Raw genomic sequence first — 25,182 nt, 5'->3', positions numbered from 1 at the left:
TCCTCATAAGCAGGGCGGACTAGGCTTCTTTGTACCTTTTCTTTCATTTCTTTCTTTCCAGTTTATAAGAGGTGAACAAAGAAGAAGGAATTATGTCAGCAGGGGCTTAAGTACTTTGCAGGCTATAAATACATTTACATTCATTATCCCGTTTTTAATATTTATTACATTTTTAATTAGATTCATCTAATCTCTCTTGAATTTCCTTAACTTTCCTGTAGAATAATAGTATCCTAGACAGGGAAGTTTTTTTTACATTAATAAATGAATGACTAATCATTCATTTAGGTTTGGAGAGATACAACACTAACTCTGAATTTAATTAATTTAGTATTGTTCGATGTAATACAGGTGAGGGGAATATAAATGGCTGAAATAAAGGAACTACTGACGGATGAGGAAATAAAAATTGGTTTTCCTGTAATGAAGCAGCTCCGAACTCATTTAGAGCAACAAGACTATGTCGATTTAGTAAGAGAAGCTATGGAAAAAGACATGTATCATTTATTCGGCTTGTTTGAAGGTGAAGAAATTGCAGCCCTCGCTGGATTCAAAACTATGATCACATTATATTATGGAAGGTTTGTCTGGGTATGTGATTTAGTTGTTAGAGAAAATCTTCGTTCAACAGGTTATGGGCAGGAGCTGTTGACTTTTATTCATCAATGGGCAGAAGAAAAAGGATACCATAAAGTGGCTCTTTCCTCCGGTCTGCAAAGAGAAGAGGCTCATCGTTTTTACGAACAAAAAATGGGTTACGACCGAGTAAGCTATGTTTTTATGAAGAATATGGAGAGATGAAATGAAAGAATGTATTTTTTGTAATCTATTTAGAGATGAGGAGCAGCTGGTTATAGATGAAACCGAGACCTGTTATTTTATACAAAAAGAAGACGAACAGGAGGTTTTAGAAGGAAGTGGTCTAATTATTCCAAAAGAACATAGAAGAAATGTATTTGAACTGTCTATCCAGGAATGGGAGGATTCCCGGGAATTACTGCTGAAGGCGAAGAAAAGACTGGATGAGTATTATGTACCAGATGGATACAGTATTGGCTGGAATACAGGGGAGGCAGGCGGGCAGTCGATTCCTCATGCCCATCTGCATGTGATCCCGCGATTTGCAGATGAACCACTTGCGGGGAAAGGTATCAGATTCTGGATTAAACAGGCTGAGAATAAGAGAGCATTTAGGAGAAACAAGTAGAACAAACACAACGTAAAAAGAGTTTTGAAAAAAAGTAAATTTATTTGGGGAAACGTAAAACTTTTTACTATGAGCAGTCGTCTAAGTTCATAGGGTTAAGATGTAAAAAATTTCATAGTAAAATGGATATAAGTTCTAAAGTTTTCCTGTTTATGCTAAAATATTTTTGGTGAATATTTAGTCATCCAGAACTAGACAACTGTTTTTAATTCCATTATTAGAGGTGACATAAAAAAAGTGAACTATAACGTAACAATTGATATGGAAGGACGAGGGGAGTTTTCTGATTTTATTTATCAAAAGCTGGCACAATGTAAGAAAGAATATTCTACTTATCTCGCAAAAAACAAAGAGGCTGTTCAACCGATCAATATGATGGTTTCTAATGAGGAACAGAAATGGATGGGTGGAATTTCTTCAGAGTTGTACTGGAATTGGCTGGAGATTAATGATTGCTGGGTGTACGAGCAGTACCGTGGAAAAGGAATAGGCACAGAGTTGCTGCGTACTGTCGAGAACATGGCACGAAAACGAGGCGCAGATTATGCGATGCTCACCACCTTTGAACATCGTACAAGGAAATTCTACGAAGCCAATGGTTACAAAGTGGTAGGTGAAATTAAAGACTATTTCCCAGGCACAAACTTCTACACATTAAAAAAATCTTTATAAACAGCCGGAAAGGAAGGTTGTTGTGGATTGGGTTATGTTGAGGACTTGAGAAAAATCGTAGGGCATCGCCCATTAATACTTACGGGAGCCGTAGTAGCGATTCTAAACGAAAAAGAAGAATTGTTGTTAGAGCAGCGAACTTATCCTAGTGGAGTCTGGGGACTTCCTGGAGGACTGATGGAGCTTGGAGAATCAATGGAAGATACGGCGAAGCGAGAAGTACTTGAAGAAACTAATTTAGTTGTCGAGAACTTAAAGTTGATCGACATTTATTCAGGAAATGAATTCTATACAGTTGCAGAAAACGGTGATGAGTTTTATTCAGTTACTGGAGCATATTACACTACTTCCTTCCAAGGGGAGATTGTATCAAGCAAAAAAGAATCGCTTCAGTGTAAGTTTTTCCCTAAGCATCAGCTGCCAGACCAAATGGTAGGAAGTCATAGAAAAATGATTGAAGATTTATTGAACATATAAAGTACATTTAAAAAGACAGGGTCTTCTTCTGATAAAGAAGACCCTGTCTTTTTTATAGTTTCAGTCCGCTTCTGCTCTTAAAGCGGCGCAGCAGAATATGGCTTTCCACCCGTGTAATGCCCTGCAAAGCATAAAGTTCTTTGTTAATGAATGATTCTAACTCCGTGAAATCACTAACTAACACGTGCATATGTAACGTACTTGGTCCTGTCATTTGATAGCAGCTGGCGACATAAGGGTTGTTCGCGAGATTCTCCGCTACCTCTACCAGAGCTCTAGGTTCACAATCGACTTCAAAAAAAGCAGAAACTTCCTTCCCGACTTTTTCGCTGTTAACGACGGCTGTGAATTTTTCTATTACCCCATTCTCAATGAGTTGATTGACCCTTGTACGCACTGCAACACGGGAGAGGTTTAACTGTTTACCGATATCCGCATAGGATAGTCGCCCATCTTCAGTTAACAACTTTAATATCCTTTTATCTATTTCGTCAATCTTTCTTTGGTTTATTTCCATTTTATCCACCTATCTTAAAATTCAAGTTTACGTATCAAAATAGTAGCATGAAGTATTTATTGCATCAAACTTGCATTTCAAAAAAACTCTTTAAATATTTAGAAATATCGCTTATAATTATTTTACCGAATGTTAATTAAAAAGTCTATTTAAATTAACAATGATTATTTTTTAGTTAATTTATAGATTGAAAGTAATTTTAAGTAGACGAATAATTTAATGTAAAGGGGATTTAGAATGAAGAACTTAGATTATCTTTATCAGCCTTACACTTCTAGAAGAATGGCAGCAGTCGCACAAAAGGGAATGGTCTCTACATCACAACCACTAGCCTCACAGGCAGGGTTATACATATTGAAAAAAGGAGGAAATGCAATAGATGCAGCAATTGCAACGGCGGCAACTTTAACTGTAGTTGAGCCTACTTCTAATGGAATCGGTGGTGATGCATTCGCGCTCGTATGGGTTAAAGATAAACTTTATGGCTTAAACAGCAGTGGACAATCGCCTTCCTCTATATCTATAGATGATTTGAAGGCACGCGGATATGATGAAATTCCTAAGTATGGTTTAACTCCAGTGACTGTCCCTGGCGCGCCAGGAGCGTGGGCAGAGTTGTCCAGGCATTTTGGAAAGCTTCCTTTAACAGAAATTCTCGCCCCAGCAATTGAATACGCTGAAAATGGTTTTCCTATCAGTCCAATTTTAGGTAAATTTTGGGATTTAGGCATCAGAAAATTTAAAGATGAACTAAAAGGTGAAGAGTCCCGTTATTGGTTTGAAACTTTTGCTCCCGATGGCAGGGCACCTAAAATAGGAGAAATGTGGCGTTCACCTAACCATGCAAGTACACTGAGAAGAATTGCTGAATCGAAAGCTGAAGATTTCTATCATGGAGAGTTGGCAGACAAAATTGATGCTTTTTCTAAAAAACATCAGGGATACATAAGGAAAGAAGATTTAATAAGATTTAAACCAGAATGGGTAGAGCCAATATCAGTGAATTATAAAGGCTATGACGTTTGGGAAATACCCCCAAATGGTCAAGGGATGGTTGCACTCTCTGCATTGAATATTATGAATGGATTCACTAATCTTAATAAAGAAGACGTTTCTACCTACCATCGTCAAATCGAGGCGATGAAATTAGCATTCGCTGACGGAGAAAAGTATATTGCGGATGCTGCTCATATGGAAGTTAGACCTGAGCAACTTCTAAATTCCAAATACGCTCAAAAGCGCAGAGCTTTAATAGGTGATGAGGCAGGAACTCCAGAAGCGGGTGAGCCACCTAAAGGAGGAACTGTATATTTAGCTACGGCAGATAATGAGGGGAATATGGTCTCTTTTATTCAAAGTAACTACATGGGTTTTGGAGCCGGAGTTGTGATACCGGGTACAGGAATATCATTACAAAACCGCGGCCACAATTTTTCAATGGATCCTGAACATGTTAACTCTTTAGAGGGAAATAAACGTTCTTACCACACTATCATACCGGGATTCTTAACTAAGAATGGTAAATCTGTGGGACCATTTGGTGTAATGGGAGGGTTTATGCAACCGCAAGGGCATCTTCAAGTTTTGATGAATACGATTAATTTTGGGTTAAATCCTCAAGCCGCTTTAGATGCGCCCCGCTGGCAATGGATAAAAGATAAAACCGTCTTTGTAGAACCTGACTTTCCTTCACACCTTGCTCAGGCTCTTCATAGAAAGGGGCATCAAATTGAAGTGCAATTAGATAGTGATGGATTTGGTAGAGGTCAGATGATATGGAGAGATGAAGAAACTGGAGTATTATTCGGCGGTACAGAATCAAGGACAGATGGTACAATATCTGCCTATTAAAGGAGTTGGGTGTCTAATATGCAGCAATGGAATCTCTTCCTTGCCTTTTTTAGAGTAGGGATATTCGGGTATGGAGGAGGTCCATCCTCCATACCCCTGGTTCATAAAGAAGTGGTTGAGAAATATAAATGGCTTTCTGACGATGATTTCGCAGACATTCTAGCATTGGGGAATTCTCTTCCTGGACCTATAGCGACAAAAATGGCTGGATATATCGGGTATAGGGTTTCAGGATATGCAGGCATGTTCAACGCGATATTAGCGACGATAATCCCTACTATTGCTGTACTAATTATATTGTTATCATTTCTTAACAACTTTAGAGAGCTGAGCTGGGTTAATGGAATGACACAGGCGGTAGTTCCTGTAGTTGGAGTCATGTTAGCCACGTTAACATTTGATTTCATTAAGAAATCTAAAGAGAATCTGGGGTTGTGGATCACTGTATTATTGGCAGGGGTCTCGCTTTTATTGATAGAAGCGGCAGGAGTTCACCCAGGTATAATCATTTTATTACTTTTAATTTATGCCCTGGTACGGCCTGCCCGGAATGAGAAGGTATTGGAGCAAAGTAATAAAAACAAGGAGTCCTCATTATGATTTACTGGCAAATATTCGTTGCTTTCTTTATCCCCGGGATAGTGGGGTACGGCGGCGGACCGGCATCCATCCCTCTCGTTGAGAATGAAGTAGTGGGCCGGTTCGGTTGGATGTCGGTTAACGAGTTTAGTGAAATGCTGGCGGTAGCCAACGCACTGCCTGGACCTATTGCAACAAAAATGGCCGGATTTATTGGCTATGAACAGGCTGGAATATTAGGAGCGTTTATCGGAGTTTTTGCTACAGTCGCACCATCTCTTATATTGATGATTGCCTTATTAAGTTTATTAAATAAATTTAAAGGTTCACCCCGTGTGAAAGCAATGACCTCGTTTATTCGTCCTGTTATTGCTATATTGCTTGGTGTTATGGCGTATCAGTTCTTTGCGACTTCTTACGGATCCGCTGGACTGATTCAAACGATGTTTTTAATTGCAGTCAGCTACATTTTATTGGAACGGGTGAAAATTCATCCCGCATTCGTCATTGCAGGATCCCTATTTTACGGGGCTGTGTTTCTTGGAGGATAGATATTTTATTATTTGAATCATTTACCTGAACTTTTTCGTATACAATAAGGACGAGACAAGAAAGGGGCGTACAGGAATGAGCAATTATTCTATTAATGAATTTATTCGAAAAACGAAGCAGGATGAAAGTGAAAATGAGTTCTTTGAATTGGAGACACCGCGTATATTAGAAGTGAACCTCTCTGACCATGTATGGGCTAAGGCAGGTTCAATGATTTCATATAATGGATCGATTAAGTTTGAACGTGAAGGGATTCTTGAACATGGTGTCGGCAAAATGTTTAAAAAGGCTTTCTCTGGCGAAGGCAGTTCCCTTATGAAGGCTGCAGGCAGAGGGCGTTTATACTTAGCAGATCAAGGAAAAAAGATTACGATTTTTAACTTGGATAATGAAGCCATTACTGTAAACGGCAACGACCTTCTTGCCTTCGAACCAGGGGTTTCCTGGGATATTAAACTCATGAAAAAAGTAGCTGGAATGATGTCTGGTGGATTGTTTAATGTTACGCTCGAAGGAAGTGGGAGGGTGGCGATTACATCTCATTATGAACCGCTGACTTTACTGGTCCGGCCGGGGGAGCCGGTAATAACGGATCCTAATGCCACAGTGGCCTGGTCTGGTCACTTGAAGCCTGAGTTTCGAACGGATGTCAGCTTGAAAACCTTCATTGGACGGGGCAGCGGTGAATCGATTCAGATGGAATTTAAAGGGGAAGGGTTCGTGATTGTGCAGCCTTTTGAAGAAATTGTGACAACAGGGAGCGGGTCTTAGTAATTTTTTTAGAAAATGAAGCAAGCGCCTTTACTTCGAGATCGAAACATTGTATTATATAAAATAACTTAAAATTATAACGGAAACTTCTTATCCAGAGAGGCGGAGGGACTGGCCCTTTGATGCCCGGCAACCATCGAATCAATCTAAGGATTGATAAGAACGGTGCCAATTCCTGTAGAGTGTTATTTCACTCTAGAAGATGAGAGGATCGTACGGAATATTACGACCCCTTTTCTTATACTGGATAAGAAAAGGGGTTTTTTGGTAGTTTATACCGTCAAACTCTCTTAGGTAGAAGTTTTTTGTTAATGGAAAGGGAAGATGACAAATGGCGACAGCAATTTTTGGAGCAGGATGTTTTTGGGGAGTTGAAGCATTCTTTGAGCGATTTGAAGGAATTACACATACACGAGTAGGTTATACGGGCGGCCGTGTGCACAATCCAACCTATGAACAAGTGAAAACGGGAAGGACGGGGCATGCGGAATCTATCCGTATAGAGTATGACCCGGAGATTATCACATATGGCGGTTTAGTTAATATCTTTTTTGAAGCACACGATCCTACAACTAGGAATAGGCAGGGTGCGGATGTGGGGCACCAATACCGTTCCGCCATTTTCTATCAGGATGAAGCAGAAAAAGCGATTGCTGAAGAAAAAATTCAGCAGTGGACGAATAAAGGAATCTTCAAGCGTGAAATCGTAACTGAGGTTACACGTGCTGGAGAATTCTATGACGCTGAAGAGTACCATCAGAAATATGCACAAAAGAATGGTTCCTTTGCTTGTGGAATCGGTTAATAAATTCAAAAGAGCTCCCCCTCTCGCGCGAGAGGGGGAGCTCTTTTTTTATGGAGATTTTCAATGAGAATCTATTGTATAGAAGTTTCGATTTCTTTATTAAATTTCTTCATTCTGTCCTTAATAACCGAAGTATCCGCAAATAAATCGTGGATTCCCTGATGCTTCTTCGTAAAGATAACCACTAAGTAGGGAAGCCCGATAACAGCCATACTGATATAACGGCCGATGAATTCTCTGAAGATAATCTGCCCTTTTGTGAGCTGATCGCCTTTGAGGGATTCAACTGATAAGCCAAGAACCATTTTTCCTAGAGTTGCCCTGAAAAAGAAAGTCATAAGGATAAAATAAAGGAAGAACACAATGGATTGAGTAATATTTGCTGCACTGAAAAGTTCGATCCAAAGTTCAGCTTCTGAAAGGTTTGTTAACCTTAACAGCGGCCTCGTAATAATCGAGTTTAAACTCCAAATCACGATTAAATCAATGATGTACGCAAAGAATCGCGGTGCAAATCCTGCATAAACAATACGATGAATTTCATTTAAGTTTGAACTGACAGCTTGGTTTAAGTGATTGGGTTGATGAGTCGGTTCTACTGTGTCCATCTAATCCCCTCCTTTACTCAGAATACATGTACATTAATCTTGGACCTTGACGCTGTTCTATCATTTCATTAACCCATTTCACTTCACTTGTAGGCAGGAAGCTTCTGACATCGATCGGCATGCCGAATAATGTTTCGCCACTTGGGTTATATTCGATGACTTCAGGGTCGCCGCCGACCTCTTCTTTAAGAGCAGCCAATGCATCTTCTTCAAAACCTATATCATCAATCAGCCCGTTATCAACTGCTTGTTGACCCGAGTAAATCCTTCCGTCAGCAATTTCTCTAACTTCATCTTCAGGCATATCTCGACCTTCACTTATGACATTCACAAAATTTTGGTAGGATTCATCTACTAATGTCTGTAGAATTTCTTCATCCTGCTCCGTCATTTCTCTGGTCGGGCTCATAATATCTTTGAATTCTCCGCTTTTAATTGTGTTGAATTCTACTCCATATTCATCTGCCAGCTCTTCATAGTTTACACTCTCCATAATTACGCCTAAGGAGCCTGTAAACGTTTCTTCAGAAGCATAAATTTGGTCTGCGGGAGCTGATATGTAATAACCTCCGGAAGCAGCCATGCCTCCCATCGATACATATAAAGACTTTCCTTCTTCTTTTAACTCATTAAGCTTATCGTGAATTTCGGCACTTTCAAATACGCCTCCACCCGGCGAGTTTACGTACATTAATACTCCATTAATACTGGAGTCTTCTTTAATCGCTTCTAATTGTTCGAGTAATGCTTCGTGATTATACCCTTCACCCATAAAAGGGTTTGACCCTTGTCCGCTCATAATTGTTCCTTCTACAGAAATACGGGCAATTCGTTCGGACGAAGACCCGGATTCAACTACTTCTTCTGTAGGTCCCTCAGAGCTGTTTCCTCCAAATAAGCCGTCGGAGGTGTCTGAAAACGTATTAGATGTTAAAAAACTAATGCTTTGAATCAGGATGGCAATCACTAATAAACTGGCAGCAATCCCGATAGCAATTAATCGTTTCTTCATGATTATCTGTCCTTTCTTTAATGCATTGAACTACAATCGTAGCAAAAAATTGTCAAATAATATATAGTTACACGAAAGATCATTTGAATAATTTGCTACGTGCTGCTTTTCCATTCTGGGTATAGAATGCTCATCTCAAATAAACTCCAATACTCATTCTCAAAGCGCCGGTGGTCCCGCAGAAGACCATCGATCTTAAGACCAGCATTTTTGTATGCCTGAACCGCTGGTTTGTTAAAGTCAAAGACTCCTAGCGTGACCTTATGCATATCGAGTTGTAGAAAAGCAATGCTTAAGATCTCTTCCATCATGCGTCGTCCGACACCCTGTCCCCTTGCTTCCTTATAAACTAACACTTTGCCCACTCGAACTGAGCGGTTGTGGCGGTCAATATTTTTTAAACCTATATGTCCTACGGTTTGATTAGTGTTTAAATCCACAGCTTTGTAAATAAAAGTTGTACTGTCTTGTTTATTAGCTTCATGTATATAGTTATCTAATTGTTCATATGTAAGAGGATAATGAAAATCAGGGCCTGCCCACTGTAACAGGAAGGCTGGAGATTCAACACAGTTGATCAACTGATCATAATCCTGTTTTTGAAAAAACTTTAAAGAAATCATGCCTTATCACCTTTCTTCTACTTGACGAATGGATTATTTTCGCTTTTAAATGGAAAAGAGATTCATTATAGAAAGTAGGGAAACTATTCGATACTATTATATACTCTTATTCCTTAGTTTGACGATTTTGAGTGCTTGTGGAAGTGGAAGGGACGAAGTTGAGATTGACAGGGATCAGCTGGCTGATACGTTATATATTCAAAAGGTAGAAGATAATCAAACGAGGGAAGAGCAGAAGGCTGCGAGACAGGAAGAAGAAATCAACGATGAGTTATTAAATTTAATAGAAGGCATGGAGATTGAAAAAGGTAGTGAGAATGAAATAAGAGACAGTATGGGCGAGCAGGAAACGTACACTTACAGCTTTTCAGATGAGGGTGAGCTTGCAGCCGGTGCTGATGCTGATTTCAGTTTTGCTGTATTAGAGGATGGCACGTTCTTATTACCGAAAAATGGAGACGATTCAGGGACGATCAGCTATCAATCCACTGAAAAGCACCCTGAGCTGTTAAATAAAATCAATCATACAGTAGATATCAGTTTTTAATTACAACGTCATTTAGGCGGGAAGGGAGGGTGTTATGTGGCTGAATGATGGGATATTAATTCTTATGGCAGGCTTTATGGCTGCAGGTGCAATAGACTACTCTCTTCTTCAAAATCGTTTAGGCCTGGGCGGGCGGTTTAAGGAAGCCTTTCATATGATGGGACCGCTGGCTTTAGCGATGGTTGGAATTATATCGCTGGCACCTGTAATTTCAAGTTCCCTTTCTCCAGTAGTTACACCTTTCTTTGAATGGATAGGTGCAGATCCAGCAATGTTTGCGTCTATGCTTTTGGCCATTGACATGGGGGCTTATCCTCTTTCAGAAGCTTTGGCAGATGACAGTGAGGCGGCTGTTTTTTCGTGGGCTTTTCTAGGAACGATGATGGGGCCGACTTTAGTCTTTACCATTCCAATCGCCTTGACCATTATTCAAAAGGAAGATCAGCGGTACTTTGCACGTGGTATATTGATTGGACTAATGACGATCCCCTTAGGATGTCTAATCGGCGGAGCTTTGGCAGGGTATGAAGTGATTTGGATGATTCAAAACCTGCTTCCAACGGTTGTCCTGGCAGCCTTCATTGGCGCAGGACTATGGAAATTCACGAATGTAACCATCACACTTTTTTCTAAATTTGGTAAAGGGATTGAAATTGTGATTATGATCGGTTTGGTTTCTGTGATTATTGAGACCTTGACAGATATTACAATTATTCCCGGTCTGGCTTCTTTAAATGAAGGGGTGGAAATCGTAGGAAGAATTACCGTGACGCTTGCTGGGGCCTACCCGCTTGTTGCTTTTATTAACCAAAAGGGTGAAAAGCTTTGGGAGAGGTTAAGCAGCCGCATAGGCATTAATTCGGTTTCAATGACAGGCTTTATTGCTTCACTGGCCCATCATCTGCCTATGTTTGCCACAATGAAGGATATGAATCCAAAGGGGAAAATAATGAATGCGGCATTTGCTGTAAGCGGAGCTTTTGCCTTTGGCAGTCATATTGGTTTTGTTGCAGGAGTGGAGAAAGACGTAATAGCCGCTGTGATGGCTGGGAAATTGAGTGCAGGATTACTCGCCGTCTGGCTGGCGTGGAGCACTTCTCCTGAAAATTAACGAATCCTATGTCGCTTTTCTTCAATCTTGGCTTTAATTCTATTATACTTAGAATATACTATGGCAAGGGAGTTTTTCATATGAAAACGGCAATGAAAGACCGCTACAATGAATACTTGCAAAAGTTTAAAGAAGCCACCCCTCAGGAAGTTCAGAGCAAAATGAAAAATGCCATTGATGACTTAAAAAACTCGGATGACGGAAAAGGATTGAAAGAAGGAGACAAAGCTCCAGACTTTTCACTGCCGGATCCAAATGGGAATCAGGTTAATTTATCGAATCAGCTGGACGTCGGACCGGTCATTTTAACTTTTTATCGGGGCGGCTGGTGCCCTTACTGCAACATGGAGCTAAAAGAATATCAGCGTATATTAAGCGAAATTCATGATGCCGGTGGAGAGCTGATCGCAATCAGCCCTCAAACACCAGACTATTCCTTAAGTACGGCTCAGAAAAATGAATTAAACTTTCACGTATTGAGTGACAGGGGAAACAAGGTCGCCCGGGACTATCAATTAGTGTATCCAGTTCCAGATTATCTTGCAGAAATTTATAAAGAAAAAGGATTGGATGTTGATCTTCACAACGGAGATGAGTCGTGGGAGCTTCCTGCTGCCGCAACTTATGTGATCGACCGGGAAGGAACCATTGTCTTTGAATATACGAAAGCCGATTACAAAGATCGGGCTGAGCCATGGGAAGTTCTGGAAGTGTTAAAGGAGAAGACTAAATGATCACGAAACACACCCTTTAATAGAGGGTGTGTTTTCTTGGGTGGAAGGTGTACAAAAAATGAAATTATACAGTGCTTTAATTGGCTTAAGTCTTATTTGGGGCTTGTCCTTTGTTTTTATTAAGTGGCTTGTAGAGCCTGCAGGTGTATGGGGGACAATTTTTCTCCGATGCTTGGCCGGAGCAGTTGTTCTGCTGCCGTTTCTGTATATGAAACGCAAAGAATTAAAGGGACCGATTCCATGGAAAGCCTTATTGTTTGTAGGGATCTTCAACGCGGCGGTTCCCTGGGGGTTTATAGCCTGGAGTGAAACTGAAATCAATAGTAATACAGCTGCGGTATTAAATGCGCTGACCCCGATCTGTACAGGGCTGGTCGGTTTTCTGTTCTTTTCAATTCTATTGAAAAAGAGACAATGGGCGGGGATTGTTCTTGGGTTCATTGGCATATTAGTATTGATGGACTTTAATGTCTTTGACCTTTTGAATGAGAGCTTTATAGGAATGGGAACAATGATCCTGGCAACGGTGTCATACGGATTTGCTTCTCAGTTCACGAAAAGACATTTACAGCACACGTCGATTCTGCTTATTACTACATGTTCTCTGCTGATCGCGTCTTTAATTGGCTTACTTGGCATGATTGTTTCAGGTGAAGCGGGCGCATTAGAAATCGGTACAATTAGCTCTCCTCTAGTTTGGGTTTCCATTATCGGACTTGGATGCTTCGGATCGGGTTTTGCCCACCTCTTATTTTATTACATGGTGAAGAATGGAAGTGCAGAGTTTGCGACTTCAGTAACGTATATTATTCCGGTTACGGCGATGATCTGGGGGTATGTTTTACTGGGTGAGCCGATAACAAAAAATTTAATCCTGGGACTGGTAATCATTTTTGCCGGGGTTTATTTAGCAACACGAAAGCCTCGTAAGCAAGCTGCTGCTATGGCTGCTTAATCTTCTATTTGGTATATTTATTGGCATAGCTGCTGGCTGTTATTGAATCTGGTTTTATTTTTGGTTCAAGCCCTAGTGATTCAATGCGCGCCACCATTTCATTTACGTAAGCTTTCGTACGGTTCCTATCCCCGGCTCCTATATCAATGTGCCCTTCAATGGTCAAACTCGCATTTTGGTAGATATGAGGAAGTACGATTTCTATTAATTGATCAATTTTTTCTTTTGTAAACAAAGAGGCGATCTCGACTGTAAGGCTTGTTTCATAGGAAATCCTTTCATGCAGGACCTTCATAGTTCTCGGAACAACTTCTTTGTGATAGCAGGCCCAGGCTCCTTTGCCTATACGGTGGATGACAATTCCAGTAATAAATAATGTATGATTCGTGTGAATTTGAGAGTCTGTGCCCAGCATTAACTTATAATTACTTACAGGCTCTTCCTTCATAAATGTTTGAATATGTGAAAAAACTTCCTCGAAATTCATTGTTGGATGGGACAAATTTTGAAATATCATCGGTTCCATCTTTGTTCCTCTTTTCAAACGGCTGTCGCAGCCTGTTTTTACTATACTATTCATTATTTACTATTCCCGTGTTTTCAATATTAATAAGAGGCTGGGACATAAGTAAAGCATTTTGACGGAGCGATAGTGTGAATGCTCTTTAACATAAATAATCCGAACTGATTTCTACAAAATCATTCGGATTATTTTAAGATTTATTCAGTTCCGATCTCTTGGAAGTTTCCATTAAGTGATAAGGATATCTGTTTGTACAAGTGCAGCCTAGAAAATAAAAATCCAAACAAGTACAATGGTGATAATAAACGCAATGGCATAGATCCGAGTTAACAGTCTCACGCTCGAGTCTTTAACAGGACGATCTTTCTTCAGGCTTGTCAGGTCTGCTTCCGGGGAGCTTTCATCCCTTTCTCTTTTTGTCATCTCGCGTGCTACTTGAATCGTACCTATAAGAGCAATAACGCAGACGAGTATTACAATTGCGTAGTAAAGTGGATACATCAATAACTGCCCCTTTTCTCCTCAGGTGACTAAATTTTACCATGAATTCTTAGGTTAGAGAAACTTATGATGAAGTTCCCTTAGATAAGTCGACTGGTCGTGCTCTTTTTACAAACAAGGATAGAATAAGCCCGGCTAATGCTACACCAAAGGCGACAAAGTAAACGAGCTCCACTCCTGAAACGGTCGCCTGTGTCAGGGCCTGCTCAGAATTTGGGTTGGACGCTTGATTGAGTACAGATTCTTCCCGGGCCGTCAAAATGCTAATAAACACAGAGACACCAATGGCCCCGGACACGGGCTGTAATGTATTCATAATCGCAGTACCATGGGGGTAAAGCTTCTTAGGCAGCTGGTTAAGCCCGTTCGTTTGCGCCGGCATCATAATGGCCGACACAGATAACATCAGCAGCATATAACTTATAATGATGACGTATATCGGTGTGTTCTCACTAACTTGACTGAGCGAAAACATCGTAGCTGATAAAACGGCAGCGGCCGGAATAATCAATTTTCTTGGACCGAATTTATCAAACAGCTTTCCCATTACCGGTGACATAAGACCATTGAGCAATGCGCCTGGAAGCAGAATGAGTCCGGCATCTGCTGGGTCTAAAGCTAAAGGCCCCTGCATAAACATGGGCAGGATGATTTCAGACGAGAACATCGACATCATAACGATAATAAACATAACGAGAGCAATCGAATACATTGGATATTTAAACACTCGGATATCTAACAGGGGCTCTTCAAGTTTTAACTGGCGAAAAGTGAAAATAACTATGGTAGCAGCCCCGACTAAAATTAAGCTGTATACATGCGGCTCCATTAAGCCGGCTTCTCCTTCTCCTGCAAAACTAAAGCCAAGTACAATTCCGCCAAATCCTATAGTAGACAATAGAATGGAGAGGATATCAGCTTTAGGCTTTGTCACTTCCCCTACATTCCTTAAATACTTAAATGCGAAAATAATGGAGAACAAAGCGAAAGGAATAACAGTGATAAACAAGTATCTCCATCCTAAATGCTCAACAATAATCCCGGAAAGTGTAGGTCCTATTGCGGGTGCAAACATAATGACAAGTCCAATCATCCCCATAATTGCTCCGCGTCTTTCAGGCGGAAATATGAGCAGGAACGTATTGAAAATAATCGGAATTAAAAGGCCCGTTCCAACCGCTTGAATGAGCCGGCCTATAAGAAGGACTGCAAATGTAGGGGCTAAAGCACAAATAATGGTCCCAATAGTGAAGACCGTCATTGTCCCCATAAACATCTGTCTTGTCGTAAACGTCTGAAGCATCAAAGCTGAAACGGGAATTAAGATTCCCATAATTAACATGAATCCGGTAACCATCCATTGAACCGTAGGAGTTGAAATATCAAAAACATCTTTGAGAGTAGTAAGGGCAATGTTTAGTAATGTCTCATTAAGTATGGCAAAAAAAGCACCTATAATGAGAGAGAACATAACTGGTTTTACGCTGAAATCAGGGTCGTCAGCCAAAAACTCGTATTCTTCGTTTGATTCATTTCCTTCCATATATGTAATCTCCTTTTTTGTATGTGTTCACAATAGACTATTATATAGGAAAGAACAGGTCGATATGAAGATTTTGCTCAAATACTTTTATAGGGACATATAGAAGGACGAATACAGTTATTTTTAGCTCCAGCGACGCAGTTTTACAAAAGCTACATTTCTTCCGGAGCTTCAATACCAAGAAGCTGCAAGCCTTCTTTGATCACAATCGTGAAACTAAATACTAAGGTTAATTTCGCCTGCTGATCAGACCCGCCAATAATTTTGGAGTGGGTGTAAAACTGATTAAACGTACGGGCCAGCTCCAGCAGGTACTTAGCTGTTTTACTTGGGTCATAATTCATGTAAGATTGCTCAACTACATGAGGGAAGGCTTTTAGCTGCTTGACTAACGGCCAAGTAATCTCTTCTTCCAGGTGCGGATCCGCATGCTGCTCATCAAAATCTCCTTTCTGAAGGAGGGAGCGGGCGCGCACATAGGCATACTGGAGATAAGGAGCGGTATTGCCTTCGAATGTGAGCATGTCATTAAGAGAGAACTCTACGTCATTACGACGGTCATGTTTTAAATCATGAAATATTACAGCACCAACTCCAACTTGACGGGCTGCATCATTTTTGTTTGTTAACTTAGGATTTTTCTCTTCAATATTAACTTTAGCTTTATGAATAGCTTCTTCCAGTACTTGTTCTAATAAAATCGTTTTGCCTCTGCGTGTGGACATCTTAGAGCCGTTTTGAAGCATCATACCGAAAGATATATGTTTAATGCTATCAGCCCAGGGCAGTTCAAGCTTGTTAAGAACGTGCTTAATCTGCTGAAAATGCAGTGATTGTTCATGACCTACTACATAAAGAGCTTCATCAAAAGAATAGCTTTGATAACGATCGATTGCTGCAGTTAAATCACGAGTAGCATAAATGGTAGTGCCGTCACTTTTTTTGATTAAACAAGGAGGAAGACCTTGCTCATCAAGACGTACCACTTGTGCACCGTCGGACGCCTTTAATAAATGGCGTTTTTTTAGTAAGTCCACAGTAGCTTCCATTTTATCGTTATAATAGGCTTCCCCGCGTGTGAGATCGAAAGTTACACCGAGCAGGTGATAAATTTTATCGAACTCTTCAAGGGAGGCGTCTTTAAACCACTTCCACAATCTAAGAGCTTCTTCGTCCTGATGCTCTAGTTTCTTAAACCAGAGACGCCCTTCTTCAATTAACTGAGGATGATTTTTTGATTCTTCGTGGAATCTTACATAAATCTTAGTCAGTTCGGCTATTGGATTTGATTGTATACGTTGTTCGTCTCCCCACTTCTTGTAAGCGGCCAGTAATTTACCAAACTGCGTACCATAATCACCAATATAATTAATTTTAATCGTTTCATATCCGCAATGCTCGGCTAAATTAGCAATAGCATTTCCGATTACAGTGGAGCGGAGGTGACCCATTGAGAATGGCTTGGCAATGTTAGGTGCTGATAAGTCGAGCACGACCGTTTTTCCTTTACCGAATTGATGCTTCCCGAAGTTCTCACGCTCCGTAAGTATTTGTTTAAGCGTATGTTCGGTTGTGAATTTTTTATTTAGGAAGATGTTGATATAGCCACTGACAGGTTGAACGCTCTCAAATAAATCATGCTTCAGCTGCAGCGCAAGTTCGTTCGCCAATTCTTGAGGCGGTTTGCGTAAGGATGGTGAGAGTTTGAAACAAGGGAATGCCAAATCCCCCATTTTTTCAAGCTTAGGGGTTTCGATGTGATCATAAATCCATTCTCGTGGGAATTTCTCACCAAGTATGTGGGATAACTGCAGGGCCAGTACGTGCTTCTCCATATATATTACCTCCTTCAAATATAAAAAATCACCTCGTCTCAAGAAAGAGACGAGGTGATTGCTCGCGGTGCCACTCTTATAGCTGCACAGGCAGCCACTCGAAGTTAATAACGGGGATCATCCCCGGCCGTGTCCTACTGATAGTTCAGACTGGCTTCTTAAAAGTCCGGTTCACTTACGATAGACTGACAGGCTTACACCATCCCTGACTCGCTTTAAGCGTCTCATAAGTTACTCTCTTTATCACAGAAATTAGGTATTGAGAAGATTATAGCGGAGTATGCTAAGGAAAGCAACAGCTGTTTACACCAAGTTTCTTCTATATAAATAAATAGACCCATACGAGGTTTTAGATTCAACCGGCCAGATTAAGGATGGTTTCCAATGAGGCATGGTAAAGCAATTAGAAATAAGCGTTAAAGGGTGGTTCTTAAGTTTCAGTTCGAGCTGATCCATAGCTCTTGGATAGAGGTAGGTGTAGAACAAATCGTATGCGGACAAGTCTTCTCTCATAAAATTCTTTCTTCTGATGACCAGGTTGGAACGACGCTGAATTACATTTCTTCTTATGAGTAAAAAAATCCAGGGGATGATGGCAGATTCGTAGGCTGTCACTTTAGCATCTGGAAATTGCTCAGCTAACGAAAACGCCATAGTGCCAAAGCCGGCTCCTAAGTCCGCAACAGATTGAGGTGCCATATTCTTTGAAATGTTTAGAATGGCGGATTTCTCTTTAGACGTAGTCGGCGTCGGGGTTATTCCATTTCTAGCTGAATCAATTAAAATAGTGAGAGTAACTCCTACCGTAAAGATTAACACTAGTATAGTTATATACGTCATAGCTTCACCTCTTATAATTAGTATAAAACACACAATCTTAATAAGGAAGAGTTCGGTGTTACAATAAAAGCGAGGTGAGATCATGCAAAAAGCACATTCAATAGAAGAAGAACATGAACTAGTGGATAAGGAAATGCTGGCTCTCGTTTATATTTCCCAGCCCGGGTGTTCGGTTTGTCACTCACTGCTGCCACAGGTAGAAGAATTGCTTTCAGAGTTTTCCCGGATCACTTCCATACATGTAGATGCAGCACAAGTGAAGGAAATTGCCGGGGAGTTTACTGTTTTTACAGTACCCGTTGTCATTCTGCTTTCTGAAGGAAAAGAATTAGATCGAATGGCACGTTTTGTACCGCTAGGAGAATTACATGAGAAGCTCGTCAAATATAATAAGCTTGTTCAGTAATGGCCTTTGCTTTGCGAAAGGTCTGAGGATGATGAAAACTAAAAGTAGGGCTGCTTCTGGGGGAGAAGTGGGAATTTTCATATCGGAGGGTTTAGGAAACGACGATACTTTTGTGAAGATGTGGACATGGTGAGATCCCGGGCGGAACCTGAGCTCTTTTTCAATCGACTGGCAATCAATATTTCTTTAAAAGCTGATACTGACAGAATTTTCGGAAAAAACAGATGTAAACCGCATGGAAGTTCTAAAAGATTAATCTCCATATATCCGCATGAGTCGGAATTATTTGCGATGAGAAGCGATGAATGAGATATATCTCTCCATGAAACCGTTTACGCTCATTAATTGGACGTTATAGACATGACTTGCGAAATAACCCTTGAACTAGTTTTTACTAGTGTTATGATAAAAAACGTCATTGATTAGAGCGAACAAAAAATGCGAACGGGAGAGATGTTACCCAAATGATTAAACAGACAATTGCTTTTCTAGGTGCAGGATCTATGGCAGAAGCTATGATTTCCGGAATGGTTGAGTCAGGAAACATTCCTGCCCACCAGATCATTGTGACAAACAGAAGCAATCAAGATCGTTTAAACGAAATTCAAAGTAAATACGGTGTACGCACTGTTTTAAAAGATAATTTAAACTATGGTGAAGTTGACCAATTCATATTAGCAATGAAGCCTAAAGATATAGATGCAGTCCTTGAAGATTTAAAATATCGTATTGATCCAGATCAAGTACTTGTTTCAGTATTAGCCGGAATTTCTACTTCTTATATGGAAGAACGCTTAAATGACGGGCAGCAGGTAATTCGTGTCATGCCTAATACGTCAAGTATGCTTAGAGAATCAGCAACAGCGATCTGTCCAGGATATTATGCAGGTATGGATAATGTAATGGTGGCTAAAGAATTGCTGCAATCCATTGGGGAAGTTTTTGTAATAGAAGAAGATAAAATGGATGTTTTCACAGGGATTGCAGGAAGCGGACCAGCTTATTTCTACTATTTAATGGAGCACATCGAGGAAACAGGAAACGCAGAAGGAATGGATCGAGAAACGTTGCGTGAAATTGGAGCACAGACATTATTAGGAGCCGCTAAAATGATGCTCGAGCGTGATGAAAGCCCAACAGAACTAAGAGAAAACGTAACATCACCTAACGGAACAACTGCAGCTGGACTTGAGGCTCTTCATCAAGCAGGTGGAGGAGAGGCGATTTCTGAAGCTATTAAAGGAGCAGCCAGCCGTTCTAAAGAGATGAGTAAAGAACTGGAAGGCATGCTTGTCGGTTCTAAATAAAAGTCAAATCAATCAATAAATAAACCATTAAAATATAGTAATTAATAGGAGTGATAATTTGGTTAACGGCACGAACAAGAAACGTGTAGTTATAAAAATTGGAAGTAGTTCATTAACAAGTCTTCACGGTGAAATCAGCCGCCGTAAGCTCGAAAAACTAGTAGATGAGGTTGTACGCATTAAAGATGATGGGCACGAAGTACTGCTCGTATCATCTGGTGCAGTGGCAGCTGGCTACCGTAAGCTGGGCTGTCTGACACGTCCTGATTCTTTACCGGAAAAACAAGCGGCAGCGTCCGTTGGCCAAGGATTGCTCATGGAATCATATTCAGATTTATTCTTATCTCACGGGTATATGGGATCTCAAATCTTAATAACACGCAGTGATTTTTCTGATGAAGACCGTTACAACAATGCGCGAAATACAATTAATGTGCTGTTGGAACGTGGTATTATCCCAATCGTGAACGAAAACGACACGATTACGATCGACCGTTTGAAGTTTGGTGATAATGATACATTGTCAGCCAAAGTCGCGGGCTTAGTAGATGCGGATGAACTGATCATCCTTTCTGATATAGATGGCCTGTACGATGCAGATCCTCGTAAAGACAGCAATGCTAAGCTGCTGGATACAGTCCACGAAATTACTCCGCAAATTGAAGCAGCTGCCGGAGACCCGGGCAGTGACGTAGGAACAGGCGGAATGAAGTCTAAGATAGATGCATTTAAGATTGCTATGGCTTCAGGAATTACCTCTTTCTTAGGTAAAGCAAGTACGGAGAACATTGTTTATGATGCTGTAAATCGTAACGGAGTTGGAACGTACTTTGAGCCTGCGGCTGAACGTGAAAACTTAAACCAGAAGAAGCAGTGGATTGCTTTTAACTCTGGTCCGGAAGGGAAAGTGACGATTGATCACACGGCTCGTGAAACCATCGTTGATGAAAGAAAGAACCTTCTGCCGATTAATGTACACCATGTAAATGGACGATTTAGAAAAGGTGCGGTTGTACGCATATTTGATCTAAATGGAGAAGAAATCGGACTTGGTGTCGTAAATTATTCGTCTAAGCAGCTAGAACAAATGATCGGACAGACTGAGGAAGAACTGTCTAATTATGAAATGGCTGCTATTGAAAGTAAAGATTTAGTTTGTCATTTAGAAGTTAAACTGCCGGTAGGTGTATAGTAAAGCAGCATAGGGTATCGGCATAGATCTGCCGGTGCTGGATCATTCCACCTTTTGTGTACCCAAATTTTTCAAGGAGGTCTTTGATGACACAAACAAAAAGTAATGTGAACGTTGAGGCACAAGCGATCGAAGCGAAGAAAGCTTCCAAATCACTATTGGTACTTTCTGAAAGTGAGAAAAACGAAGCACTGAACCATTTAGCAGATGTATTAGAGAGAGAGTACGAAACCATTTTACAGGCGAACGAGAAAGATCTTGAGAACGGAAAAGAGAAAGGGTTCTCCGAAGCTTTTATGGATCGACTGTCTTTATCAAAAGAACGTATTGCTGATTTTGCTAATGGGCTGCGTGAAGTAGCTAAGCTTGAGGATCCAACGGGAAACATTCTGTCAGACTGGACATTAGATAACGGCCTTCAAGTTGAAAAAGTAACGGTGCCGCTTGGTGTTATAGGTATGATTTATGAAGCACGTCCTAATGTAACAGTAGACGCTACAGGACTTGCTCTGAAATCAGGGAATGCGATAGTTCTTAAAGGAGGATCTTCCGCTATTCATTCCAATGGGGCTATCGTCGATGTTATTCACAAAGGTCTTTCTGAAACTAAAATTCCTAAAGAAGCTGTTCAGTTCATTGCGAGTACTGAACGTGCAGCAACAAATGAACTATTTACTATGAAAGAGCACATCGATGTTCTTATCCCACGCGGAGGCGGCAAGCTGATTCAAGCTGTTGTCGAGAACGCTACTGTGCCTGTGCTCGAGACAGGAGTGGGAAACTGCCATATCTATGTAGATAAAGAAGCAAATGTTGAGAAAGCTATCAATATACTAGTGAACGCCAAAACGGATCGACCAGCCGTTTGTAACGCAGCAGAGACCCTGGTTGTGCACGAAGATTGGCTAGAGAAGCACAGTGCAGCCTTAATTGACGCACTGCAGCAGCATGGAATCAATGTACACGGCGATGAAAAAGCCGTAAGCGTCATTCCGGGTGCTGTTCCTGCGGGTCATGAAGACTGGGCGAATGAATATTTGAACACAGATATCGCCGTTAAAACAGTGAGCGATTTAAGTGAAGCCATTGCCCACATTGAAACGTATGGCACGAAGCACTCGGAAGCGATTGTGACGGAAAATGCTGATACCGCTCATAAATTCTTGAGCCTCGTTGATGCAGCTGCCCTGTATCACAATGCGTCCACACGCTTTACCGATGGCGGAGCGCTGGGCTTTGGAGCAGAAATCGGAATTTCCACTCAAAAACTTCATGCCCGCGGACCAATGGGGCTGCCGGCGCTGACAACGATTAAGTTCTTAATGAAAGGCGACGGCCAGATTAGATAAAGTAGAAGGGAAGCTGAGGCTTCCCTTCTTTTTTGTCGCTGGGGCGGGGTGGGCTGCTGACTGAGGATGGGGAGATAGTGCCCTATCTATATAAGATAGCTCCCTAACTGAAGTAGATAAGTCCCTAACAAAAAAGATAACGCCCTAACAGAAAATATAGTAACTTAACAAAAAAAAATACTTCCTTGATTGTACGGGTTGCGAATTGTGAGAGCAGACTTCTGTTAACAATTTCCTTGCCACCTTCACAGACTTTAACCCCGCAAACCTGCGGAATTCTGCATCGATTTGAAAACTTGAAATTCCATCAAATAAAAGAAGATCTTTTAAAACGCGGAACGTATCTGAAGAAAGGTATTGAAGATAATGATCAGCAGTGGTTTCGCCGTAGTGGCCGGCGGAAGATTTAAGAAACTGTGCCTGAACATCGCTTCGTTTGGGATGATCAGGCAGTAAACGGTGATATAATTTTCGAGCTCTATATGTGGTGTAGTGCGATTTCTTTTTATAAAAATTCACGCTCCTTCTTTCTATTAGTTGCTGCTCTTCTTTTCAGAATCATTTATTTAGGATATGATAATGTAATCATTTACTAAGGAGGGAGTCTTATGCGTCAGTATGAGGCAGTGCATAGGATTACTGAGAGCTTAAAGCAGGATGAACTGGTGAAGGCGGTATTTTTAAAAGGGTCAATGGGGAGGGGGGAAGAGGATGAGCATTCAGATGTGGATTTGTATGTTCTTGTAGATGATGAAGAGGAGTTTCTTCCAAAGCGGTTCCGCCATTTAGAAGTTTATCGGCCTATGATTTTTTATGATGATATTTATATTATAGCTCCTCAAATTATTGTGGTATATGAAAATTTACTTCACGTGGATTTGTTTACAGTTACTGATGAAACGATTATACATAAGGATGATATTAAAGTGTTGTATGACCCCGGCTCAAGGATGGATAAGCATCAAACCTGTCAGAATTTAATACTCTCAGACCAGGAATTTGTAGATGCCGTCGATGATTCGGCATTCTTTCTACTTCAATATAAAAAAGCTGCTGATCGCGGGAATGATCTTTGGTCAGTAAAAATGCTGACTAATGTAATGGAAAATATGACACGGGTGCTTCTGCATAAGTATTGCCCTGAGAGAGCTCAATTAGGATTAAAAACGATCGAACGGTCTCTGGATGCAAGCTTAGTCCAGGAATGCAGGGATATATTTAAATACAATACGATCAATGATCATTCATGTGCTGCTTTTCAAATTGTTGAAATGTTAGACCGGGAATTTGAATGGATATCGAGTTCATTGCCTCAAACGACATTTACAGATTCTTTTCTAAAAAGAATGATCGTTGAAGTAAAGCATACCCGCCCTTAATAACCAGGGCGGGTTATCTTGTTATTCTGAAGGGATCCAGTCCGGGACATTCATAATTCTAGTCCACATTGGTTCTGGAATCATTACATCCTCACCTGGATCTTTCGGCATTTTAGTTCGTACGGATTCGCCGGACCCGACTTTCTGAACCCAGTCAGGTTCTATAAGAAGTTCGCGCCCTAACGAAACAAGGGAAACAGTTTCAAGAGCGTCTTCCACTTCGCCGGCTGTATAAAGTGAGCCGACGCCCATCACTGGGATTCGATCGCCAATGCATTCAGTAATACGCTTAATAACAGGGGGTGAAGAATCCTTATCCCTCATAGAAGACTGATGAAAGTCAGCTAAGGAAACGTGAAGGTAGTCTATATTCTGCTCAGCCAGGACATCAACCAATTGGAGAGTATCTTCTAAAGCAATCCCTGGTTCTTCCCGCTCTTCCGGGGACAATCGATACCCTATGACAAAGGGGGAATCACTATGAGTTTTTACAGCTTTTTTCACAGATTCTATTACTGCTAAAGGGAAGTTCATTCGCTTACGAACATATCCTCCCCATTGGTCTTCACGTCGGTTAGAGTGCGGAGAGAAGAATTGCTGCAGCAGGTAAGTATTCGCTCCATGTATTTCCACTCCATCAAACCCGGCTTCGATTGCTCGACGCGCTGTATCTCCAAAATCCATAATTGTCTGCTCAATTTCTTCATTTGTTAATTCGCGAGGTGTTACAGCACCTTCCCTTTCCGGTGGCACAGGGCTGGCACTGACCGTTTCATTATAAGGAACGAGCTTTGGAGGACACATTCGGCCTCCATGATAAATTTGAAGAATTGCTTTTGATCCTTGTTCATGGATGCTTGCGGCTAACTTTCTAAGACCGGGAATCAATTCATCGCGGTCAGCACCAATCTCTCCTTCAAATCCTTTCCCTTGAGCATTGACGTTTGCGCAAGCTGTGATGACAGCGCCAACGCCTCCTGCCCGCCTGGCGTAATAATCTAATTCTTTAAGTGAAACTGCTCCATTGTCCGTGGATAAGAAATTAGTCATCGGAGCCATTAACACCCGATTTTTAAATTCAACCCCAGAAGGCAGCGTTAAAGGCTGCGATAGTTTCATTTGAAAGCCTCCTTCCTTACTCAGACCATTCACAGTTTAGCATCAAAAGGAATCACTGTCGCTATTACTGTTTTTAATTACAAGAAAATTTTATCGCTGAAGCTCGGAAAGTTGACAATTGGTTCCAAGTTATTTTTAATAGTTTTTAGATTGTAATTATTAAAAAG

Annotated in this window: 29 protein-coding genes, 1 riboswitch and 1 other annotated feature; of the genes, 18 read left to right on the top strand and 11 right to left on the bottom strand. The window is 40.9% G+C overall.

Annotated features, from left to right (window positions below; all coding sequences use genetic code 11):
• Positions 1 to 366 precede the first annotated feature (366 nt).
• The 4 genes from LF822_RS19560 (at position 367) to LF822_RS19545 (ending at position 2,356) form a co-directional block, all read left to right on the top strand.
• Positions 367 to 801: a GNAT family N-acetyltransferase gene (locus LF822_RS19560; RefSeq protein ID WP_253925784.1), complete on the top strand. Its 435-nt coding sequence runs from the start codon at positions 367 to 369 to the stop codon at positions 799 to 801.
• A 1-nt stretch (position 802) separates the two neighbouring features.
• A complete protein-coding gene (locus tag LF822_RS19555) occupies positions 803 to 1,207 on the top strand; it encodes an HIT family protein (RefSeq protein WP_253925783.1) in 405 nt (134 codons plus the stop codon).
• 237 nt (positions 1,208 to 1,444) lie between these two features.
• A complete protein-coding gene (locus tag LF822_RS19550) occupies positions 1,445 to 1,879 on the top strand; it encodes a GNAT family N-acetyltransferase (RefSeq protein WP_253925782.1) in 435 nt (144 codons plus the stop codon).
• Between the two features lie 27 nt (positions 1,880 to 1,906).
• Positions 1,907 to 2,356 carry an NUDIX hydrolase gene (locus LF822_RS19545; RefSeq protein ID WP_253925781.1) on the top strand — a complete coding sequence of 150 codons (450 nt, stop codon included), beginning with the start codon at positions 1,907 to 1,909 and terminating at the stop codon, positions 2,354 to 2,356.
• A 52-nt stretch (positions 2,357 to 2,408) separates the two neighbouring features.
• Here LF822_RS19545 and LF822_RS19540 read toward each other — a convergent pair whose 3' ends face one another.
• A complete protein-coding gene (locus LF822_RS19540; protein ID WP_253925780.1) occupies positions 2,409 to 2,873 on the bottom strand; it encodes an Lrp/AsnC family transcriptional regulator in 465 nt (154 codons plus the stop codon).
• Positions 2,874 to 3,110: 237 nt separating this feature from the next.
• Here LF822_RS19540 and LF822_RS19535 point away from each other — a divergent pair, with 237 nt between their 5' ends.
• The 5 genes from LF822_RS19535 (at position 3,111) to msrA (ending at position 7,431) form a co-directional block, all read left to right on the top strand.
• Positions 3,111 to 4,724, top strand: a complete 1,614-nt coding sequence (locus tag LF822_RS19535; protein ID WP_253925779.1) for a gamma-glutamyltransferase family protein — start codon at positions 3,111 to 3,113, stop codon at positions 4,722 to 4,724.
• Between the two features lie 18 nt (positions 4,725 to 4,742).
• Positions 4,743 to 5,324, top strand: coding sequence for a chromate transporter (locus LF822_RS19530; RefSeq protein ID WP_253925778.1), 582 nt, complete (start codon positions 4,743 to 4,745; stop codon positions 5,322 to 5,324).
• Positions 5,321 to 5,854 carry a chromate transporter gene (locus LF822_RS19525; protein ID WP_253925777.1) on the top strand — a complete coding sequence of 178 codons (534 nt, stop codon included), beginning with the start codon at positions 5,321 to 5,323 and terminating at the stop codon, positions 5,852 to 5,854. Before LF822_RS19530 ends, LF822_RS19525 begins: the two co-directional genes overlap by 4 nt.
• Positions 5,855 to 5,930: 76 nt before the next feature.
• Entirely contained in the window at positions 5,931 to 6,626 is a 696-nt protein-coding gene (locus tag LF822_RS19520) for an AIM24 family protein (RefSeq protein ID WP_253925776.1), read from the top strand.
• Positions 6,627 to 6,713: 87 nt separating this feature from the next.
• Positions 6,714 to 6,835, top strand: a riboswitch (SAM riboswitch).
• 122 nt (positions 6,836 to 6,957) lie between these two features.
• The gene (gene msrA / locus LF822_RS19515; RefSeq protein WP_253925775.1) at positions 6,958 to 7,431 is read left to right on the top strand and encodes a peptide-methionine (S)-S-oxide reductase MsrA; all 474 of its coding nucleotides are present in this window, start codon (positions 6,958 to 6,960) and stop codon (positions 7,429 to 7,431) included.
• A gap of 71 nt (positions 7,432 to 7,502) precedes the next feature.
• Here msrA and LF822_RS19510 read toward each other — a convergent pair whose 3' ends face one another.
• The 3 genes from LF822_RS19510 to LF822_RS19500 form a co-directional block, all read right to left on the bottom strand.
• The gene (locus tag LF822_RS19510) at positions 7,503 to 8,039 is read right to left on the bottom strand and encodes an RDD family protein (protein WP_253925774.1); all 537 of its coding nucleotides are present in this window, start codon (positions 8,037 to 8,039) and stop codon (positions 7,503 to 7,505) included.
• A 13-nt stretch (positions 8,040 to 8,052) separates the two neighbouring features.
• Positions 8,053 to 9,051 carry a signal peptide peptidase SppA gene (gene sppA, locus LF822_RS19505; RefSeq protein ID WP_253925773.1) on the bottom strand — a complete coding sequence of 333 codons (999 nt, stop codon included), beginning with the start codon at positions 9,049 to 9,051 and terminating at the stop codon, positions 8,053 to 8,055.
• Positions 9,052 to 9,146: 95 nt separating this feature from the next.
• A complete protein-coding gene (locus tag LF822_RS19500) occupies positions 9,147 to 9,674 on the bottom strand; it encodes a GNAT family N-acetyltransferase (protein WP_253925772.1) in 528 nt (175 codons plus the stop codon).
• Between the two features lie 127 nt (positions 9,675 to 9,801).
• On the opposite strand from LF822_RS19500, the gene LF822_RS19495 reads away from it, so the two are divergent.
• The 4 genes from LF822_RS19495 to LF822_RS19480 all read left to right on the top strand — a co-directional run bounded on the left by LF822_RS19495 (position 9,802) and on the right by LF822_RS19480 (position 13,021).
• On the top strand, positions 9,802 to 10,221 hold the full coding sequence (locus LF822_RS19495) for a hypothetical protein (protein WP_253925771.1): 420 nt from the start codon (positions 9,802 to 9,804) through the stop codon (positions 10,219 to 10,221).
• A 34-nt stretch (positions 10,222 to 10,255) separates the two neighbouring features.
• Positions 10,256 to 11,332 carry an ethanolamine utilization protein EutH gene (gene eutH / locus LF822_RS19490; protein ID WP_253925770.1) on the top strand — a complete coding sequence of 359 codons (1,077 nt, stop codon included), beginning with the start codon at positions 10,256 to 10,258 and terminating at the stop codon, positions 11,330 to 11,332.
• A gap of 80 nt (positions 11,333 to 11,412) precedes the next feature.
• Positions 11,413 to 12,066 (top strand): peroxiredoxin-like family protein, encoded by a 654-nt coding sequence (locus LF822_RS19485; RefSeq protein ID WP_253925769.1) that lies wholly within the window; start codon positions 11,413 to 11,415, stop codon positions 12,064 to 12,066.
• 58 nt (positions 12,067 to 12,124) lie between these two features.
• Positions 12,125 to 13,021, top strand: a complete 897-nt coding sequence (locus LF822_RS19480) for a DMT family transporter (RefSeq protein ID WP_253925768.1) — start codon at positions 12,125 to 12,127, stop codon at positions 13,019 to 13,021.
• A 4-nt stretch (positions 13,022 to 13,025) separates the two neighbouring features.
• On the opposite strand, the gene LF822_RS19475 is transcribed toward LF822_RS19480, so the two are convergent.
• From LF822_RS19475 to LF822_RS19455, 5 genes are all read right to left on the bottom strand, one after another.
• Positions 13,026 to 13,547, bottom strand: a complete 522-nt coding sequence (locus tag LF822_RS19475) for a ribonuclease H-like YkuK family protein (protein ID WP_253925767.1) — start codon at positions 13,545 to 13,547, stop codon at positions 13,026 to 13,028.
• A 261-nt stretch (positions 13,548 to 13,808) separates the two neighbouring features.
• Positions 13,809 to 14,045, bottom strand: coding sequence for a hypothetical protein (locus tag LF822_RS19470; RefSeq protein WP_253925766.1), 237 nt, complete (start codon positions 14,043 to 14,045; stop codon positions 13,809 to 13,811).
• Between the two features lie 64 nt (positions 14,046 to 14,109).
• On the bottom strand, positions 14,110 to 15,588 hold the full coding sequence (locus LF822_RS19465; RefSeq protein ID WP_253925765.1) for an MDR family MFS transporter: 1,479 nt from the start codon (positions 15,586 to 15,588) through the stop codon (positions 14,110 to 14,112).
• Between the two features lie 152 nt (positions 15,589 to 15,740).
• Positions 15,741 to 17,423, bottom strand: a complete 1,683-nt coding sequence (argS, locus tag LF822_RS19460; protein WP_253925764.1) for an arginine--tRNA ligase — start codon at positions 17,421 to 17,423, stop codon at positions 15,741 to 15,743.
• A 42-nt stretch (positions 17,424 to 17,465) separates the two neighbouring features.
• Positions 17,466 to 17,679 (bottom strand) — a binding site (T-box leader).
• A 47-nt stretch (positions 17,680 to 17,726) separates the two neighbouring features.
• Positions 17,727 to 18,263 (bottom strand): class I SAM-dependent methyltransferase, encoded by a 537-nt coding sequence (locus LF822_RS19455; protein WP_253925763.1) that lies wholly within the window; start codon positions 18,261 to 18,263, stop codon positions 17,727 to 17,729.
• A gap of 82 nt (positions 18,264 to 18,345) precedes the next feature.
• Between LF822_RS19455 and LF822_RS19450 the strand changes: the two genes are divergently transcribed.
• The 4 genes from LF822_RS19450 (at position 18,346) to LF822_RS19435 (ending at position 22,517) form a co-directional block, all read left to right on the top strand.
• Positions 18,346 to 18,669, top strand: a complete 324-nt coding sequence (locus LF822_RS19450) for a thioredoxin family protein (RefSeq protein WP_253925762.1) — start codon at positions 18,346 to 18,348, stop codon at positions 18,667 to 18,669.
• A 464-nt stretch (positions 18,670 to 19,133) separates the two neighbouring features.
• Entirely contained in the window at positions 19,134 to 19,976 is an 843-nt protein-coding gene (gene proC / locus LF822_RS19445) for a pyrroline-5-carboxylate reductase (RefSeq protein WP_253925761.1), read from the top strand.
• A gap of 58 nt (positions 19,977 to 20,034) precedes the next feature.
• On the top strand, positions 20,035 to 21,168 hold the full coding sequence (gene proB / locus LF822_RS19440) for a glutamate 5-kinase (RefSeq protein WP_253925760.1): 1,134 nt from the start codon (positions 20,035 to 20,037) through the stop codon (positions 21,166 to 21,168).
• 86 nt (positions 21,169 to 21,254) lie between these two features.
• On the top strand, positions 21,255 to 22,517 hold the full coding sequence (locus tag LF822_RS19435; protein ID WP_253925759.1) for a glutamate-5-semialdehyde dehydrogenase: 1,263 nt from the start codon (positions 21,255 to 21,257) through the stop codon (positions 22,515 to 22,517).
• Positions 22,518 to 22,661: 144 nt separating this feature from the next.
• On the opposite strand, the gene LF822_RS19430 is transcribed toward LF822_RS19435, so the two are convergent.
• Positions 22,662 to 23,036: a hypothetical protein gene (locus tag LF822_RS19430; protein ID WP_253925758.1), complete on the bottom strand. Its 375-nt coding sequence runs from the start codon at positions 23,034 to 23,036 to the stop codon at positions 22,662 to 22,664.
• Positions 23,037 to 23,125: 89 nt separating this feature from the next.
• Here LF822_RS19430 and LF822_RS19425 point away from each other — a divergent pair, with 89 nt between their 5' ends.
• Positions 23,126 to 23,896 (top strand): nucleotidyltransferase domain-containing protein, encoded by a 771-nt coding sequence (locus LF822_RS19425; protein ID WP_253925757.1) that lies wholly within the window; start codon positions 23,126 to 23,128, stop codon positions 23,894 to 23,896.
• A gap of 21 nt (positions 23,897 to 23,917) precedes the next feature.
• Here LF822_RS19425 and LF822_RS19420 read toward each other — a convergent pair whose 3' ends face one another.
• On the bottom strand, positions 23,918 to 25,015 hold the full coding sequence (locus tag LF822_RS19420; RefSeq protein WP_253925756.1) for an NADH-dependent flavin oxidoreductase: 1,098 nt from the start codon (positions 25,013 to 25,015) through the stop codon (positions 23,918 to 23,920).
• Between the last annotated feature and the right edge of the window lie 167 nt (positions 25,016 to 25,182).

The sequence above is a fragment of the Halobacillus sp. A5 genome, assembly GCF_024189315.1.
Lineage (GTDB): Bacteria > Bacillota > Bacilli > Bacillales > Halobacillaceae > Halobacillus_A.
This window is presented reverse-complemented; position numbering and strand designations above follow the sequence as displayed.